The sequence below is a fragment of the Thiobacillus sp. SCN 63-57 genome (genome assembly GCF_001725555.1).
Classification (GTDB): domain Bacteria; phylum Pseudomonadota; class Gammaproteobacteria; order Burkholderiales; family Thiobacillaceae; genus Thiobacillus.
This window is the reverse complement of sequence record NZ_MEGP01000024.1, coordinates 35,861-52,112: the sequence shown is the minus strand read 5'-3', so window position 1 is coordinate 52,112 and position 16,252 is coordinate 35,861. Positions and strand designations below refer to the sequence as shown.

Annotated in this window: 16 protein-coding genes; 10 read left to right on the top strand and 6 right to left on the bottom strand. The window is 65.2% G+C overall.

All coding sequences use genetic code 11. The features are described 5' to 3' along the window. Positions 1-44: 44 nt before the first annotated feature. Positions 45-428, bottom strand: a complete 384-nt coding sequence (locus ABT23_RS10665) for a hypothetical protein (protein ID WP_296634799.1) — start codon at positions 426-428, stop codon at positions 45-47. Between ABT23_RS10665 and ABT23_RS10660 the strand changes: the two genes are divergently transcribed. Beyond that, on the top strand, positions 330-1,166 hold the full coding sequence (locus ABT23_RS10660; protein WP_296634954.1) for a magnesium and cobalt transport protein CorA: 837 nt from the start codon (positions 330-332) through the stop codon (positions 1,164-1,166). The genes ABT23_RS10665 and ABT23_RS10660 overlap by 99 nt on opposite strands. Before the next feature lie 17 nt (positions 1,167-1,183). Here ABT23_RS10660 and ABT23_RS10655 read toward each other — a convergent pair whose 3' ends face one another. Together ABT23_RS10655 and ABT23_RS10650 are read right to left on the bottom strand one after the other, a co-directional pair. Then, the gene (locus tag ABT23_RS10655; protein WP_296634797.1) at positions 1,184-2,374 is read right to left on the bottom strand and encodes a hypothetical protein; all 1,191 of its coding nucleotides are present in this window, start codon (positions 2,372-2,374) and stop codon (positions 1,184-1,186) included. Then, on the bottom strand, positions 2,371-2,862 hold the full coding sequence (locus tag ABT23_RS10650) for a thioredoxin family protein (RefSeq protein WP_296634794.1): 492 nt from the start codon (positions 2,860-2,862) through the stop codon (positions 2,371-2,373). The genes ABT23_RS10655 and ABT23_RS10650 overlap by 4 nt, the downstream gene beginning before the upstream one ends. A gap of 73 nt (positions 2,863-2,935) precedes the next feature. On the opposite strand from ABT23_RS10650, the gene mog reads away from it, so the two are divergent. Both mog and ABT23_RS10640 read left to right on the top strand, forming a co-directional pair. Beyond that, positions 2,936-3,490, top strand: a complete 555-nt coding sequence (mog, locus tag ABT23_RS10645; RefSeq protein WP_296634792.1) for a molybdopterin adenylyltransferase — start codon at positions 2,936-2,938, stop codon at positions 3,488-3,490. Then, entirely contained in the window at positions 3,487-4,200 is a 714-nt protein-coding gene (locus ABT23_RS10640) for an EI24 domain-containing protein (protein ID WP_296634790.1), read from the top strand. Before mog ends, ABT23_RS10640 begins: the two co-directional genes overlap by 4 nt. Here ABT23_RS10640 and ABT23_RS10635 read toward each other — a convergent pair. From ABT23_RS10635 to yjgA, 3 genes are all read right to left on the bottom strand, one after another. Then, on the bottom strand, positions 4,197-4,994 hold the full coding sequence (locus tag ABT23_RS10635; RefSeq protein ID WP_296634787.1) for a hypothetical protein: 798 nt from the start codon (positions 4,992-4,994) through the stop codon (positions 4,197-4,199). The two genes, ABT23_RS10640 and ABT23_RS10635, sit on opposite strands and share 4 nt — an antisense overlap. Positions 4,995-5,058: 64 nt before the next feature. Beyond that, positions 5,059-8,550, bottom strand: a complete 3,492-nt coding sequence (locus ABT23_RS10630) for a DUF748 domain-containing protein (RefSeq protein ID WP_296634784.1) — start codon at positions 8,548-8,550, stop codon at positions 5,059-5,061. 15 nt (positions 8,551-8,565) lie between these two features. Further along, positions 8,566-9,129: a ribosome biogenesis factor YjgA gene (gene yjgA / locus ABT23_RS10625; protein ID WP_296634782.1), complete on the bottom strand. Its 564-nt coding sequence runs from the start codon at positions 9,127-9,129 to the stop codon at positions 8,566-8,568. Between the two features lie 69 nt (positions 9,130-9,198). Between yjgA and pmbA the strand changes: the two genes are divergently transcribed. The 7 genes from pmbA (at position 9,199) to ABT23_RS10590 (ending at position 16,233) form a co-directional block, all read left to right on the top strand. Beyond that, on the top strand, positions 9,199-10,539 hold the full coding sequence (gene pmbA, locus ABT23_RS10620; RefSeq protein ID WP_296634779.1) for a metalloprotease PmbA: 1,341 nt from the start codon (positions 9,199-9,201) through the stop codon (positions 10,537-10,539). Continuing rightward, complete coding sequence (locus ABT23_RS10615) at positions 10,540-11,205, top strand: arylesterase (protein ID WP_296634775.1); 666 nt, start codon at positions 10,540-10,542, stop codon at positions 11,203-11,205. Continuing rightward, entirely contained in the window at positions 11,202-11,741 is a 540-nt protein-coding gene (locus ABT23_RS10610) for a TRAP transporter small permease subunit (RefSeq protein ID WP_296634770.1), read from the top strand. The genes ABT23_RS10615 and ABT23_RS10610 overlap by 4 nt, the downstream gene beginning before the upstream one ends. Before the next feature lie 10 nt (positions 11,742-11,751). Further along, positions 11,752-13,134: a TRAP transporter large permease subunit gene (locus ABT23_RS10605; protein WP_296634765.1), complete on the top strand. Its 1,383-nt coding sequence runs from the start codon at positions 11,752-11,754 to the stop codon at positions 13,132-13,134. A 46-nt stretch (positions 13,135-13,180) separates the two neighbouring features. Beyond that, positions 13,181-13,507, top strand: coding sequence for an FKBP-type peptidyl-prolyl cis-trans isomerase (locus ABT23_RS10600; RefSeq protein WP_296634760.1), 327 nt, complete (start codon positions 13,181-13,183; stop codon positions 13,505-13,507). An 88-nt stretch (positions 13,508-13,595) separates the two neighbouring features. After that, positions 13,596-15,884, top strand: coding sequence for a YgiQ family radical SAM protein (locus ABT23_RS10595; protein WP_296634755.1), 2,289 nt, complete (start codon positions 13,596-13,598; stop codon positions 15,882-15,884). 34 nt (positions 15,885-15,918) lie between these two features. After that, positions 15,919-16,233, top strand: a complete 315-nt coding sequence (locus tag ABT23_RS10590) for a DUF2288 domain-containing protein (protein WP_296634750.1) — start codon at positions 15,919-15,921, stop codon at positions 16,231-16,233. The last annotated feature ends 19 nt before the right edge of the window (positions 16,234-16,252 follow it).

The following is a 16,252-nucleotide window of genomic DNA, read 5'->3' as shown; positions in this document are numbered from 1 at the left end:
CTCCTCATGTTGTCTCCCATGATTTATTATTCGAACGACAATTGTTATTGTGTGGCGAGCGCAGCTTCGAGCCGGGCAATAACAAAACGGGGGCGAGATGCACGGCCCCCCACAATGACGGACAAAGCCTGCCGATCTTGAATCCGCCTGCCATCCACATGGACACGCCCTAGAATCACGACTGTCACCCGCTGCTGGAGTTCACCATCAACTGCCTCCTCTTCGCCGATTCCAAAGCCCAACCCATCGCATTCGATGACATCAGCGAGCATGTCGGGCAGCTGGACCGGTTCATCTGGGTCGAACTGAAATCGCCGGACAGCCAGACCATCACCCGCCTTGGCCAGGAACTCGGCCTGCATGCGCTGGCGCTGGAAGATGCGATTTCCACGCACCAGCGCCCCAAGCTGGAAGAGTACGACGGGCATATTTTCATAGCCGTGCGCACGGCCCAGCTATGGGAAGCACGTCTGGAACTCGGCGAAACGCATTTGTTCGTGGGCAGGAATTATGTCGTTGCCATCCGCCACGACAGCGGCGGCGGCTACCAGCGCGTGAGCGACCGCCTGCAGCGCCTTCCCAACGGGCTCAAGGCGGCCACGCCTTACGCGCTGTATCTGGTGCTCGATCTCATCGTCGACCAGTTCAGGCCGGTCATCGAAGGCATGCAGGAACGCTTCCATTCGCTGGAAAGCCAGTTGATGGGCGGCGTCGAGTCGGGACGCGACATGCTTGAACAGCTCTACGAAATGAAACGCGACCTGACCACCCTGCGCGACGCTACCGAACCGATGCAGGAAATTTCACAGAACCTCGTTCGCCTGCACCCCGAGTTGTCCACCCGGGAGCTCAAGGCCTACTACCGCGACATCCACGACCACGCGGTCCGGGTGTCGGCTGCCATCGACCGCCTGCGCGCCTCGACATCCGACGCCATGCAGTTCCATCTCGCCTCGCTGTCGGTGAAGCAGAATGAATCAGTGCAGAAACTGGCCGGCTGGGGCGCGCTGCTCGCCTTGCCTACAGTGGTGTTCAGCCTCTACGGCATGAATTTCGTCGGCATGCCCGAATTGAAATGGCCATGGGCCTATCCGGCCTTGCTGGCGCTGACCGGTGCGGCCGTCCTGGTGCTGTATCGGCGGCTCAAGCAGCGCGGCTGGATCTAGGGCACCCCACCGGCGTCTTACTTCCACACGGCATGCGCATAACGAACGCGCGCACCGGCCTGTTCATCCTGTTCCAGCCAGACCACGTGCAGCCCGCCTGCGGCATCCAGCGCGGCGGCCGGATCGGACTGCACACCAGGGCCGGCTGCACCCGGGACCGCCACGTTGTCGCCGAATGCCGTGCCGTCCCAGTCGGCCAGCCATACATCTGACGTGCCGTCGCGCGCGTCGTCCCATAACGCCAGCAATCGCCCGTCGGCGCTGCCGACGATCTGCGCGTGCCACTGTGCCATGTTGTCGCCGAAGCTGTCCTGCACCTTGATATTAGGGCCGAATTGGCGCGTGCCCGGGTCGAATGCCGCATAGACGTCGTAGCCAGACAGGAAGTCGCGCTTGTCGAGCCAGACCGCGACGATGCCCTGCGCCCCCCAGGCCGTCAGCGTCGGCCGCATCGCGCCCGTGCCCGCGCCCAATCCCAGTGAGCGGCCCAGCCCACCGCCCTTCGGCAGGTCGCTCAGGCGAACCGGGGGCGAAAAGCTGTGGCCATCGCTGCTGTGGCTGGTCAGCGGCACGGTGTGATGATCGCGACGATCCTCCCACGCCACGGTCACGCTGCCGTCGCCCGCCACGGCCAGCGCGGGCCAGCCCTGCTCGTCGGTCGGCATGGCTGCCTCGACCGGCTGCGCAGGTTCCGTCCGCAGCGTGCCGGCCGTCGCGTCCAGCCGAGACACGACGATGCGCCGGAACCGTCCGGCCTGTTCGGCCCAGGCCGCGTACAGCCGGCCAGCTCCCGCTGCCAGCGTGACCTGGCCCGCTTCGGCGGCCGCCAAATTCAATGTCGCGTCACCGGGCAGCAGCCGCGCATGGACCTTGCCCGCCTCTTCCCAGGCCGCCACGAAGCGCCCGCCGTCCAATGCGACCACGACCGGCTCGTAGCACTCGGTCTGGCTCAGTCGGATTTCCGGCTGGAAACCTGCTGCAGTCGCCGGTTTCATCGCCAGATAGCATTGCGGCTTGCCACTGCGGTTGTCTTCCCACACCACGCCGACGGTCGTGCCCGATACCGCCACGTTGTGGCGGTTGGCCGATTCCATATGGGGGTAGATCTTCGCGCCGCGCACCGAGTTGACGGTCAGCGGCTCGCTCCACTGCCAGGCTGCATGCGCGCTGCCCGCCAGGACGGCCAGTAGCAGGAGCGCCGACCTCACGACTTGCCGTCCAGGAACTGCAGCAGGGTCTTCTGCTTGTAATAGCCGCCACGCACGTAGCGGTCGAAATCGCGGAAATCCTGCACGGTCTTGAAACCGGGGACCTGCATGATCTTGTCGCCTTGCGGCGTCATGTAGACGAACAGCGGCGTGGCAAACGCCTGCAGGCGTGCGCCCAGTTCGGCCTCGGTGATGCGCTCGCCGGAGGGCAGCGTCAGCCGCTTGCCCGATTCGGCGTCGACATACACCAGCTCATAGTTGTCGCTATAGAGTTTTTTCAGTGCCGCGTCGGAAAAGGTCGTCTTGTTGGTGTGTTCGCACCAGGCGCAGCCATAGCGCCCGAAATAGAGAAATATCGGTTTGCCGCTCGTGTGCGCCGCCTTCAGGCCGGCATCGAAATCGACAAACGGGTAACCCCGGGGCGGGTCGGCCAGTACCGCAGTCGTCCACAAACAGCCTGCCGCCGCCACCATCCTGATCAGGTTCATCCCGGTCTCCTTTATCTTCATTCCCCGCATTCTGATAAATTCGGGGACTTGCGCAACCCTCTTTTATGACCACATGACCCACGATTCCGTCCGCATCGGCCTGGTTTCCATCAGCGATCGCGCCAGCAGCGGCGTCTATGAAGACAAGGGCCTGCCCGCACTCGAAGCCTGGTTCGGCGACGTGCTGCTCAATCCCGTCGAATTCGTCACCCGTCTGATTCCCGACGAGCAGGCGCTGATCGAGACGACGCTGATCGAACTGGCCGATACCGAAAACTGTTCGCTCATCCTCACCACCGGCGGCACCGGGCCGGCGCCGCGTGACGTTACGCCCGAGGCCACGCTCGCCGTGGCGCACAAGGTGCTGCCCGGATTCGGCGAGGCGATGCGCGCAGTGTCGCTGAAGTACGTCCCCACCGCGATCCTGTCGCGCCAGGTCGGCGTCACGCGCGGCGGCAGCCTGATCCTCAATCTGCCGGGGCAACCCAAGGCGATCAAGGAAACGCTCGACGGCATCTTCGCCGCTGTGCCCTATTGCATCGATCTCATCGGCGGGCCGTATCTCGACACCCGGGCGGGGACGATCGACGTATTTCGTCCCAAGTCGGCCCTGAGGCCATCGGTATGACAACCGTACTCGACTCGCTGGTGCGCGCCCTACGCGACCTGTTCCAGCCGCGGGTGCTGTGGGTGGTGATCTGGCCGATGCTGGCGGCCGGCCTGCTCTGGCTGGTGCTGGCCGTGACGTTCTGGACCACCTTTTCCGGCTGGATCGCGCTGGGGCTCGACAAGCTCGGCATCCAGACCTGGCTGACCGGTCTCGAGCCGGTATGGATCGCCAACGGCATCCAGGCCCTGCTGCATGTGCTGTTCTACGTCCCCCTGGTCTATCTCACCGCCCTCGTCATCACCGCCTTGTTCGGCATGACCGCACTGATCCGCATCGTGGCCGAACGCCATTACCCGGAACTCAAGCGCGAAAACGGCGGCAGCTTCGTCGGCAGCCTGTGGAATGCGCTGATCGCGATGATCGTGTTCGTCGTCCTGTGGGTGGTGACGCTGCCGCTGTGGCTCATCGGCGTCGGCGTAATCGTGCCCTTCGCGGCCGCAGCCTACCTGAATCAGCGTCTGTTCCGCTACGACGCGATCGCCGAGCACGCGAGCGCCGCCGAAATGGCGGCGCTGTTCAAGAACGCGCGCAGCGGCTGGTGGGGATTGGGGGTGCTGACCGGACTGGTGCAGTTCGTTCCCTTGCTGAACCTGCTGGGTCCGGTATTTGCCGCCCTGGCGTTCATCCACTACGGCCTGGCACGCCTGGCGCAGCAGCGCCAGCTCTAGGGTGACGCGTAGCGCCGTTTGAAGCCTTCGTCGAGATTGATTTCATGCGCCGTCATGGCGCCGATCACGCATTGGTCGAGACTGGGTGGCATCACCAGCCGGCCCGCGGCATCCACCAGCCGGCCCGCCATGATTTCCGCCTCGTGGCGTGGCATCTGCGGCGGCCGCTCCGGTTCGGCGTAGCCCTGCGGGTAAATCGGCCGGCCCTCGGTGTCGTACTTGTCGGTCGCCCCCAGCGTATGCAACAGCTCGTGCGCGATGACGATGTTGTTCTGCCGCGTCTGCCGGGGATCGGCGAAGGCATGCACCACGCCGATCAGGCCTTTCTGCAATCCCAGCGAATGCGCCAGCGGCACGCCATCCTGCGGCGCGTGATACAGCACGAACAGCTTGATCCGGCCCAGCTGCGGCAACCATTCACCCGATTGCCGATACACCCACCACCGCAGTTTCAGGCTCCACCACACCGTTTTCAGCGCATTGTGGTCGTGCGGCGGCGCCGGTGGTTGCTCATGCAGTTCCGGCAGCAGGCTGATCTGCACGGCCGGCGACTGCTTCACACCATAGCGCGCGGTCTCGCGTTCCAGAAAAGTACCGATGTCGTCGAAATCGCTCGCCTTGAGCGCGCGGATCATGTCCTCCGCCTGCGTCGAGCCGTCGCCGTTGATCGGGACGACGGCCACATCCAAGGGCCCACCCCATGCGCGCACCATGGTCTGCTCCAACCAGGTCAGGCCGACTGCGGCAGCAAGAATACCCAACAGGATGAGAATGCGGATTCGGCGAAACGTCATGGCACGGTCAACAGGCAGGAAGGCCTACCCTTAACGACGAAACGCCGACCCGCTTGAATCGGAATCAAGGCGAGGCGGCGGCGGGCGTGGCGACAGGTGCGGCTTCGGCCTTGGGCTTTGCGTCGGCGCCCAGATTCAGCTTGCTCTCCACCAGTTTCTCCTTGGCGGTCTGCTTGATGGGTTCGGAAACACCCACGCGGCTGGCGTCGAGCCCCAGCTTGACCAGCGCATCGCGCATGACCTGGCCGCGCGCCCGTGCAAGTTTGAGCAGAGACTCGTCGGCGATCTTCGTCTGCCGGGTCAGCCGTTCCAGCAGTTCGGCATGGAAAGCGGAAATGGGACCTGTGTCGCGGGTCTTGAAGCGGCGCGCAAGGCGCTCGACCATTTCACTTTCCATCACGCGCGCGGCGGCACCCGCATTCTTGTCCTGGAAACTGGCACGCAGTTTCTGGTAGTCCTCCTTGCCGGCGCTTGCCGCGTAGCGGTCTTCCAGCCAGGTCTGGATCTTGTAGTTGTTGACATCGACCGGGCCGGGCGCCTCGCCCGGGGCGAGCTTGATGCCCGCGACTGCAACGGCTTCCATGCGCATCGCCTGTTCCTGCAGGGCGCGCCGGTCGGCCTCGGGATCATAGCCGGGCGCCAGGCTGAGCGTCAGCGCGGGGCGCTTGGCCAGCGCCTCGGCGACGGCCTTGAGCTTCTCCTGTTCGGGGGGCAGCAGGACGCTGCTGCCAGGATCGAAGTTGACGGCCTCCATCTTCTCGGCGCTGATTCCCATGAGCTTGCCGAGCGCGCGGAAGGGCGCCGTGACCAACTTGGTCAACACATTGACCAACGCCTTCCAGATGATCTTGCCGTAGCTGAACTGCGGATCGTCGAGGCTGCCCGACACCGGCAGGTCGAGATCAATGATGCCATTGCTGTCCTGCAGCAGGGCGATGGCGAGATCGAGCGGCAGATGCAGCGCATCGGGGCTCTCGACGCGCTCACCAAGCTTGAGCTTGTTGACGACGAACTTGTTCTCGCCGGCCAGCTGGCGATCCTTGATCTTGTATTCGAGATCGACCGAGAGCCTGCCGGAATCGATGCGGCGGCCGGCAAATTTGCCTGAATACGGCGTCAGCCGCGTCATTTCCAGATTGCGGAACGCCAGCGTGAGATCGGTAAAGTCGGTCGCCCGGAACGGCTGGATCGAGCCGCGCACGCGGGCCGACCCGTAGTCGTCCACCTTGCCGTCGAGTTCGACCTGCGCGGTGGTCGCCGGATCGGTCGAGAGACCGGTCACGACGCCGCCGAGATCGTGCATGCGGGTGCCGAACTGCGGCGTCAGCGAGAGATCGGCGAACTCGGCATTGGCGCCGACGATGCGCAGACGGTCGATGCTCAACGGGAACGTATCCTCCTGGGCGGATGGCTTGGGCTTGGCGGCCGCCACAGCAGCGGGCTTGCCCGATGTCTGCGTCCGCAGGATGCGCTGCAGGTTGATCGTCTTGTCCTCGAAAATGATCACCTTGCCGAAGGGGTTCAGCGCCACCAGTTCCTTCATGTTCAGCCGATTGGGCCCCAGCCTGAAGTCGAGGCTGTCAGACGACAGTTTTCTCCAGCCGAGGAAGGCTTCCTCGGTTTCCTCTTCCGTGATGGCCAGATCGTCCACGGCAAAGCCGCCGCGGAAATCCAGCTTCATGCCCGATTTCACCTGCGCGAACGTCAGCTTGCCGCGCGTCGATGCGTCGCCCGAACGCAGGTTGAGCTTGGCGAACTGGTTGACGTAGGGCGCGAACGGCTTCAGTGACAGTCCCGCGAGCTTGAGGTCCAGCTTGCCCGATGCCTTGCCCGGGATGGCCGTGCCGCTGGCATCGAAACGGCCACCCTGCTTGAGTGTGAAGCCGGCTTCCAAAGGAATGGCCTTGTCCATATCCAGGCTGAGATCTTTCAGGGTGACGAAGCCCTTGGCGACATCGAGCCTGACCGGCACGCCAGGCGACTGGTCGACGATGCCGACCTCGACATCATCGAGACCGAGGCGTGCGAGCCGCACATCCATCGGCGACGCAGCGGCCGTGTCCGCCTTGGCTGGCGCAGTGGCCGGCGCGCCGGGCGCTTTCTTCAGGATATCGACCCAGTTGAGCGTCTTCTGCTTGTCCAGCGAGACGGTGGTTTTCGCACCGCTCAATTCAATCGCTTCGATGGCCAGCTGTTTTTCCGCCAGCTTCAACTGGGCGTTGACCAGCGCGGCGCGCTGCAATTCCGCCACCGGTTGCGCGCCCGACAGCACACGGACCGAGCCCAACGCGGCGTCGACCGGGCCCACGTCGATGGCGGCCGTGGCGCCTACCTCGCCTGTCAGCGCCGCCGTCAGGCCGAAGCCTTCGGCCGTGACACCCAGCGGCCTGGCGAACCCCTGGTCGGTGAACCGTGCCGACCAGTCGGCCAGCTTGATTTCATGGACGCCGATTTTCCATGGCGCCATCGGCGCGGCGGCCTTGGATGCGGCCGGCGGGGGGGCTGCCGCACCTTCCTCCGCCGCGAACAGGGTTTGCCAATCCAACGTGCCTTTCACGTCGCGCGTGGCCGCCAGCTTGCCGCCGGCAAGACGCACGCTCGCGACATCGAGCGTACGCGTGGCCAGATCGAAATTTGCGTTGCCGACCTGCGCCTCGGCCAGTTGCAGCACCGGCGCGCCGCCGTCGCGCGGCGCCAGTGCCAGGTTCTGCACGATCAGGTTGGCGCCGTTGATCCGCACCCAGGGCACGTCCTCGCCCGCTTTGTCGCGCACCATGGCAAAGCGGTAGCGCAAGCCGGCCGCCAGCGTGCCGGACGGCAGGTCGAAATTGCGCGGACCCTTGATCACCCGCAACAGCTTGGCCAACTGCACACCTTCCAGGCCCAGTTCGCCGCTCGACGCGACGGGGTTCAAGCCCACGTCGCCTTTCCATTTGAGCGTACCGCCCTGCGCCGGCAGCTTGGCCGCGATCTGGTAATCGCCGCGATCCTCGGGCAGGGTCGACAGGCCATCGAGTTCGATGCCAAGCGGCTCCAGCACGGCGTTGAACGGCTTGCCTGCGCGATTCGCGTCGGTATAGACGATGTGGCCGTCGCCGATCCGGATGTGGTCGATCAGCACCCGCGCGATCGTGTCGGACGGCGGTGTCTTGTCTTCATTGAGTTTGGCAATCAGTGCCGCCCAGTTCAGCGTGCCGCCGGGACGCACCTCGACGGTGGCGTGAGGCTGATCGAGCTCGATATCCCGGATGCGCCAGGCCCAGCGGAACAGCCCGGTGGTATCGAGGTTGACATACAGCCGCTCGAAACTCGCCAGCGGCGCGCCGTTCTGCTCGGCCAGCTTGAGACCGTCCACGGTGGCTTCCAGCGTGAGGGGATTGAATTTGACGTGCCGCACGCTCAGCTGGCTGGCGAGCTTGTTCTCGCCGATCCAGGGCAGCAGCTTCTGCGCCAGTGGGTCGACCAGAAAGAACCCGAAGACCAGATACAGTCCGAACAACCCGGCCGCGATCAGGAACGGCAGGCTCAAGGCGATTTTGACGATGCGTCCCCACATGCTGCCTCCCCTGGCTTATTTCGTTTGCATGGCCTCGCGGATCACCCGGAAGATTTCCCGGAAAGCCTTGGGCGGCTTGTTGCGCGCGGCTTCGTCGCGCGCATTGCGGATCAGCTGCCGCAGATGCGTGGCGTCGGTATCGGGATAATTATTGAGGAACAGCGTCAGCGCCTCGTTGTCGGCGATGAGCTTCTCGCGCCACTTCTCGGCTTGGTGCAGCTTGGCGTTTTCCGCCGCAGACACGCCATTGAAGACGTCGATCTGCGCCTGGATCGGCACCGGATCGACCGAGCGCATCAGCTTGCCGATATATTGCTTCTGCCGGCGCAGTGCGCCGTTCTGGGTGATCTTGCGGCAGTCGGCCACGGCGGCACGCAGTTCTTCCGGTAGCTCGATGCGTTTGAACTGGGCATCCGGCAGTTTGACCAGGATTTCACCCAGGGCCTGCAAGGCCTCAACCTCGCGTTTCTTATGGCTTTTGCTGGGGCCATCGTAGACCTCGTCGGGGTCGAATTCCAGTTCGGCATCAGGGTCGATCAGGCGCACGGTGGGACTTTCGGTTACTGTTATTATCGTCATTGTAGTTTCTGTCGCCCAAACGTGCCGAACCAAAACCCTTTACGCCCCCTTTTCCTTCAATAAGCCGACATGTCCCGCTCCCAATTCAGCTATACCCGCGACCAGCTCATGGCCCTGTCCCGGATCGTCATCGAGCATGCAGCCAAACAGGGCGCCACCGCCGCCGACACCGAGATTTCCGAGGGTGTCGGACAGAGCGTCAGCGTACGCCAGGGCGAGATCGAAACCATCGAATACAACAAGGACAAGGGCGCCGGCGTCACCGTTTATATCGGCCAGCGGCGCGGCCACGCCTCGACCTCGGACCTGTCGGAGGCGGCACTGAAAAGCGCGGTCGACAAGGCGCTGACCATTGCCCGCTACACCGCCGAGGACGAAGCGGCGGGGCTGCCCGACGCCGACCGGCTGGCGAAGGACGTGCCTGACCTCGACCTCTACCATCCTTGGGCGCTCACCGTGGAAGAGGCGGCCGAGCGCGCCCAGGCCTGCGAAGCGGCGGCGCTGGCGGTGGACAAGCGGCTGACCAACTCCGAAGGCGCCGGCGTCAGCCTCCACACCTCGCAATTCATCTACGCCAACAGCCTCGGCTTCTGCAATGGTTATGCGGGCTCGCGCCATGGCATGTCGGTCGCGGTGATCGGCGAGGACAAGGGCGCGATGCAGCGCGACTACTGGTACACCAGCGCTCGCAACGCCGCCGATCTCGATTCCGCCGAAACCGTCGGCCGTATCGCCGGCACCCGCACGGTGCGCCGGCTGAACGGCCGCAAGCTCGACACCCGCACCTGTCCGGTGCTGTTCGAGGCGCCGATCGCCACCGGCCTGATCGGCAACTTCGTCGCCGCCGTGTCGGGCGGCAGTCTCTACCGCAAGTCGTCGTTCCTGCTCGACAGCCTGGGCCAGCAGGTGTTCGCCCCGCTGGTCAACATCCGCGAGACGCCCTTGATGCCGGCTGGCCTCGGCAGCGCGCCCTTCGACAGCGAAGGGGTGGCCTGTCTCGACCGCGACATCGTCAAGGACGGCGTGCTGCAGGGCTATTTCCTGTCGACCTATTCGGCGAAGAAACTCGGCATGAAAACCACCGGCAACGCCGGCGGCAGCCACAACCTGATCGTCACGCCCGGCGAGCACGACCTCGACGGGCTGCTGAAACAGATGGGAACGGGGCTCCTGGTCACCGAGCTGCTCGGCCACGGCGCCAACATGGTGACCGGCGACTATTCGCGCGGCGCCGCCGGCTTCTGGGTGGAAAACGGCGAGATCCAGTACCCGGTCGAGGAAATCACCATCGCCGGCAACCTGGCCGCGATGTTCAAGGGCATCGTCGCCATCGGCAAGGACATCGAGCGGCGCAGTTCCAAGCAGGTCGGCTCCATCCTGATCGACCACATGACGGTGGCCGGCAACTAGATGCTGGCAGCCCATACGACTCCACACGGGCTTCAGCCCGTAGTGGATCGGAGCACCACTGTGGTGCGGCGCTATGTCCTTGCGCTTGTTGCCGTTCTCTTTCTCGCCGCGTGCGGCCGCGCGCCAACGCTGCCGAAGCTCAGCCCGCACGACGTCATCGTCGCCTTCGGCGACAGCCTCACCCACGGCACCGGCGCCAGCGACGAGACGGCCTACCCTGCCGTGCTGGCAGCCCTCAGCGGCCACACGGTAATCAACGCCGGCGTGCCCGGCGACACCACGACCACGGGGCTGCAACGCCTGCCCGCCGTGCTGGACGAATACAAGCCGCGGCTGGTGCTGCTGTGCCTGGGCGGCAACGACATGCTGAGAAAGCAGCCCGAGGCCACGACCGAAAACAATCTGCGCCTGCTGGTGCAGACCATCCGTGCCAGCGGCGCCGACGTCGTGCTGATCGGCGTACCCGAACCGAAGCTGTTCGGCGGCGCGCCGGCATTCTATGCACGCGTCGCCAAGGACATGAAGCTGCCTCTGGAAGACGATGTCTTCAACGAGGTGCTGAAGGACAACCGTCTCAAGTCCGATCCCATCCACGCCAACGCCGCCGGCTACCGCGTGGTAGCCGAACGGCTGGATGAATTCCTCAAGGAGGCCGGCGCGCTGTGAAGGCCCTGCTCGCACTGGCCCGCCTGATCGACGCGCTGACCGAACGCATCGGCCGCCTCGTCATCTGGCTGGTGCTCGTCGCCACCCTGATTTCGGCGGGCAACGCGCTCGCCCGCTATGCGCTCGGCGAAAGCTCGAACGCGTGGCTGGAAATCCAGTGGTACCTGTTCGGCGCGATGTTCCTATTGGCGGCAGGCTACACCCTGAAGCACAACGGCCACGTGCGCATCGACATTCTCTACAACCGCCTGAGCCCGCGCGGCCAGGCCTGGATCGACCTCGCCGGTGGCCTGCTGTTCCTGCTGCCGATGGCCGGCTTGCTGGCCTGGCTCGCCTGGCCGATGTTCATCGAAGCCTGGGCGACCCATGAAATGTCGCCCGACGCCGGCGGCCTCGTGCGCTGGCCGGTGAAGCTGCTGCTGCCCGCAGGCTTTGCCCTGCTCGCGCTGCAGGGCATCGCCGAAGTCATCAAGCGCATCGGCGTGCTGTCGGGGCAACTCGTGCTGCCCCACGAAGCGCCGGAAGAGGAAGTCTGATTTGGGCAACATGGCGCCGCTGATGTTTCTGGGCCTGGTGGCCTTCCTGCTGCTGGGCTATCCGGTGGCATTCGCGCTCGCCGCCAACGGCCTCCTGTTCGCCGGCATCGGCATCGCCGCCGGGCATTTCGATCTCTCGCTGTTGCAGGCGCTGCCCGAGCGCGTCTACGGCATCGTCGCCAACCCCACGCTGCTGGCCATCCCCTTCTTCGCGTTCATGGGCCTGATTCTCGAGCGCTCCGGCATGGCCGAGGACCTGCTCGACACCATCGGTCAGCTGTTCGGTTCGGTGCGCGGCGGCCTCGCCTATGCGGTGATTCTGGTCGGCGGCCTGCTGGCCGCCACCACCGGCGTGGTCGCCGCAACGGTCATCGCCATGGGCCTGATCTCGCTGCCGGTCATGCTGCGCCATGGCTACGACAAGCGTCTGGCGACTGGCGTCATCGCGGCCTCCGGCACGCTGGCGCAGATCGTGCCGCCGTCACTGGTGCTGATCGTGCTGGCCGACCAGCTCGGCGCCTCGGTCGGCGACATGTACAAAGGCGCGCTGCTGCCCGGTCTGATCATGGTCGCCCTGTATCTGGCCTATGTGTTCGCCGTAACGATCTTCCGGCCGCACGCCGCACCCGCCCTGCCGGCCAGCGCGCGCACGCTGCACGGCACCGCCCTGCTACTGCGCGTGCTGACCACGCTGCTGCCGCCGCTGGTGCTGATCTTCCTGGTGCTCGGCACCATCTTCATCGGTGTCGCCACCCCCACCGAAGGCGGCGCGATGGGTGCGGCCGGCGCCCTGCTGCTGGCGCTGGCGCGCGGCCGGCTCTCGCGCCTGCAGCTGACGCAGGCGATGGACAGCACCACGCGGCTCACCACCTTCGTCATCTTCATCCTCATCGGCTCGACCATCTTCACTCTGGTATTCCGCGGGCTCGACGGCGACGTCTGGGTGGAACACCTATTCAACCAGCTACCCGGCGGCGTGTTCGGCTTCCTCGTCGTGGTCAACCTGCTGGTGTTCGTGCTGGCGTTCTTTCTCGACTTCTTCGAGATCGCCTTCATCGTCGTGCCGCTGGTCGGACCTATCGCCTACAAGCTCGGCATCGACCCGATCTGGTTCGGCGTGATGCTGGCGGTCAACATGCAGACCGCCTTCATGCACCCGCCGTTCGGCTTTGCGCTGTTCTACCTGAAGAGCGTCGCCCCCCGGTCCATCCGCACGGGTGACATCTACCGGGGCGCGATCCCCTTCCTCGTCATCCAGCTCATCATGGTCGCCGTGGTGCTGGGCTTCCCGCAGGTCGTGCTGCGCGATGCGCCGCCGGACGCCAGCAGCGTCACTACCATCCCCCTCGACATCGATCCCGACACGGGCTTCCTGCCGGCCGAGTGGCGCTGACGACCTGTTAGAATCCGTTTTCCGCTTTTTTGACAGGCTCCAAATCATGTCCGAACTCATCATCGAAGACCTCGTCGTCGGCAACGGCGATACCGCCACCGCCGGCCAGTCCGTGTCCGTGCATTACACCGGCTGGCTCACCAACGGCCAGAAATTCGATTCCAGCGTCGACCGCAACGACCCCTTCGAATTCAACCTCGGCCGCGGCCAGGTCATTCCCGGCTGGGACCAGGGCGTGGCCGGCATGCAGGTCGGCGGCAAGCGCAAGCTCACCATTCCGCCGGAACTGGCCTACGGTTCGCGCGGCGCCGGCGGCGTGATCCCGCCGAACGCCACGCTGGTGTTCGAAGTGGAACTGCTGGGCATTCGCTGAGTCTATTCTTCAGTTTCCTGACAGGAGGGAACGGAGCAGACTCTGCTCCGTTCCCTCCTGTGCTTTTGTACACGGTTAAAATCCCCCCATGACCCACGCCCTGTTTTCCCACCGCAAGCACTGGGCGGCGCGCTTCGGCACCGCCCCCTTCCTGCCGATGTCGCGCGCCGAGATGGCCGCGCTCGGCTGGGATGCGTGCGACGTGATTCTCGTCACCGGCGACGCCTACATCGACCATCCCAGCTTCGGCATGGCACTGGTCGGGCGACTGCTGGAAGCGCAGGGCTACCGCGTCGGCATCATCAGCCAGCCCGACTGGCATTCGGCCGATGCCTTCCGCGCGCTGGGCCAGCCGACGCTGTATTTCGGCGTCACCGCGGGCAACATGGATTCGATGGTCAACCGCTACACGTCCGACCGCAAGATCCGCTCCGACGATGCCTACACGGCCAACGCCGAACCGAACCGGCGGCCCGACCGCGCCGTCACCGTCTACGCGCAGCGCTGCCGCGAGGCCTTCCCCGGCACCCCGGTGATCATCGGCTCGATCGAAGCCAGCCTGCGCCGCATCGCGCATTACGACTACTGGTCCGATACCGTGCGCCGCTCGGTGCTGCCGGATTCGAAAGCGGATCTGCTGATCTTCGGCAACGCCGAGCGCGCGTTGCTCGACGTCACCCACCGCCTCGCCAAGGGCGAAAAGATCAACGAGATCCGCGACGTGCGCGGCACCGGCTTCATGGTGCCGCACGACTGGAAGCCCGAAGACAATTGGATCGAGGTCCTCTCGACCGAACTCGACACCCCCGGCGCCATCGACGCCCACGTCGATCCCTACGCGATGACGCCAAACGGCCCCACCGCGCAGACGCCGGAAGGCACCGCGCCGGTCCGCATCGTGCCGAAGGCCGAGCGGCTCGCCGCCAAGCAGGCATTGCGCGCCCGCACCGTGGTCCGCCTGCCCGACTACGACCAGGTGAAGAACAACCCGGTGCTGTATGCCCATGCTTCAAGGGTTTTCCACCTCGAATCCAACCCCGGCAACGCGCGCGCGCTCCGGCAGGCGCACGGAGAGCGCGACGTCTGGCTCAATCCGCCGCCAATCCCGCTCACCACGCCGGAGATGGACGCGGTGTACGACATGCCCTACGCGCGCGCGCCGCACCCGAGCTACGGCGACGCCAAGATTCCCGCGTGGGAGATGATCCGCTTCTCGGTCAACATCATGCGCGGCTGCTTCGGCGGCTGCACCTTCTGCTCGATCACCGAGCACGAGGGCCGCATCATCCAGAGCCGTTCAGAGGATTCGGTCATCAAGGAGATCGAGGCGATCCGCGACAAGACGCCCGGCTTCACCGGCGTGATCTCCGACCTCGGCGGACCGACCGCCAACATGTACCGCATGGCGTGCAAGTCGAAAAAGATCGAACACGCCTGCCGCAAGCTGTCATGCGTGTTCCCCGACATCTGCGAGAACCTCAACACCGACCACACGCCGTTGATCCACATGTATCGTCGCGCGCGCCAGATTCGGGGCATCAAGAAGATCCAGATCAGCTCGGGCCTGCGCTACGACCTCGCGGTGCGCTCGCCCGAATACGTGAAGGAACTGGTGCAGCACCACGTCGGCGGCTACCTGAAGATCGCGCCCGAGCACACCGAGGCCGGGCCGCTGTCGAAGATGATGAAGCCCGGCATGGGCGCCTACGACCGCTTCAAGGAGATGTTCGAAGCGGCCTCCAAGGCGGTCGGCAAGAAGCAGTACCTGATCCCCTACTTCATCGCCGCCCATCCCGGCACCACCGATGAGGATATGCTCAACCTCGCGCTGTGGCTGAAGAAGCATGACTTTCGCCTCGACCAGGTGCAGACCTTCCTGCCGACGCCGATGGCGCTGGCGACGGCCATGTACCATACCGAGAAGAACCCGCTGAAGAAGGTGCTCGGCGGCAAGGCCGAGGCCGTGCCGGTGGTGCGCCAGGGCCGCACGCGCCGCCTGCACAAGGCCTTCCTGCGCTACCACGACCCGGACAACTGGCCGCTGCTGCGCGAGGCGCTGAAGGAAATGGGCCGCGAAGACCTCATCGGCAACAGCAAGAAGCACCTCATCCCGTCGTATCAGCCTGCCGGCACCGGCAAGCAACCGGAAGGCACGCGCACCCCGCGCGCCGAAGGCGGCCGCGCCAAGCCGGCGTCCGGCAAACCCGGTTCGCCCAAGCCCCATGCGGCCAAACCCATGCCAGCCAAAGCGGGCGCGGATAAATCCGGCATCACCAAACCGACATCGGGCAAGCCCGCCCCCGCCAGCCGCGGCCGTCCGCCGCAGGTGCCCAAGCACCCCCTCAGCCAGCGCCGTGGCGGCGGCAAATCCCGCTAGCGTTTCACTTGTAACTTGTAACTCGCATCGCGCCATGACCCCCAGCGACATCCTCCGCGCCAAGCTCAACCTCGAAACCGCCCAGCTCACCTGGCCCGAACTCGAACGCTACTTCGCGCGCGGCGACGTCATCAAGGTCGCCACCGGCATGGACCTCGTCGACACCGCCCTGCACGTTGCCGAGAACAACGCCGCGACCGTGCAGGCATGGCTGGCCGATGGCCGCATCGCCCGCGCCGAACTGAGTGACGCCGAGGACTGGCATGCGCGCCAACCGATGTTCTGGGCGGTGGTCGTCGCGCCCTGGGTGTTGGTGCAGGAAGTGGTAAAGGAACTGGACTTGAACTAAGCCACTCGGGACGCCGAAC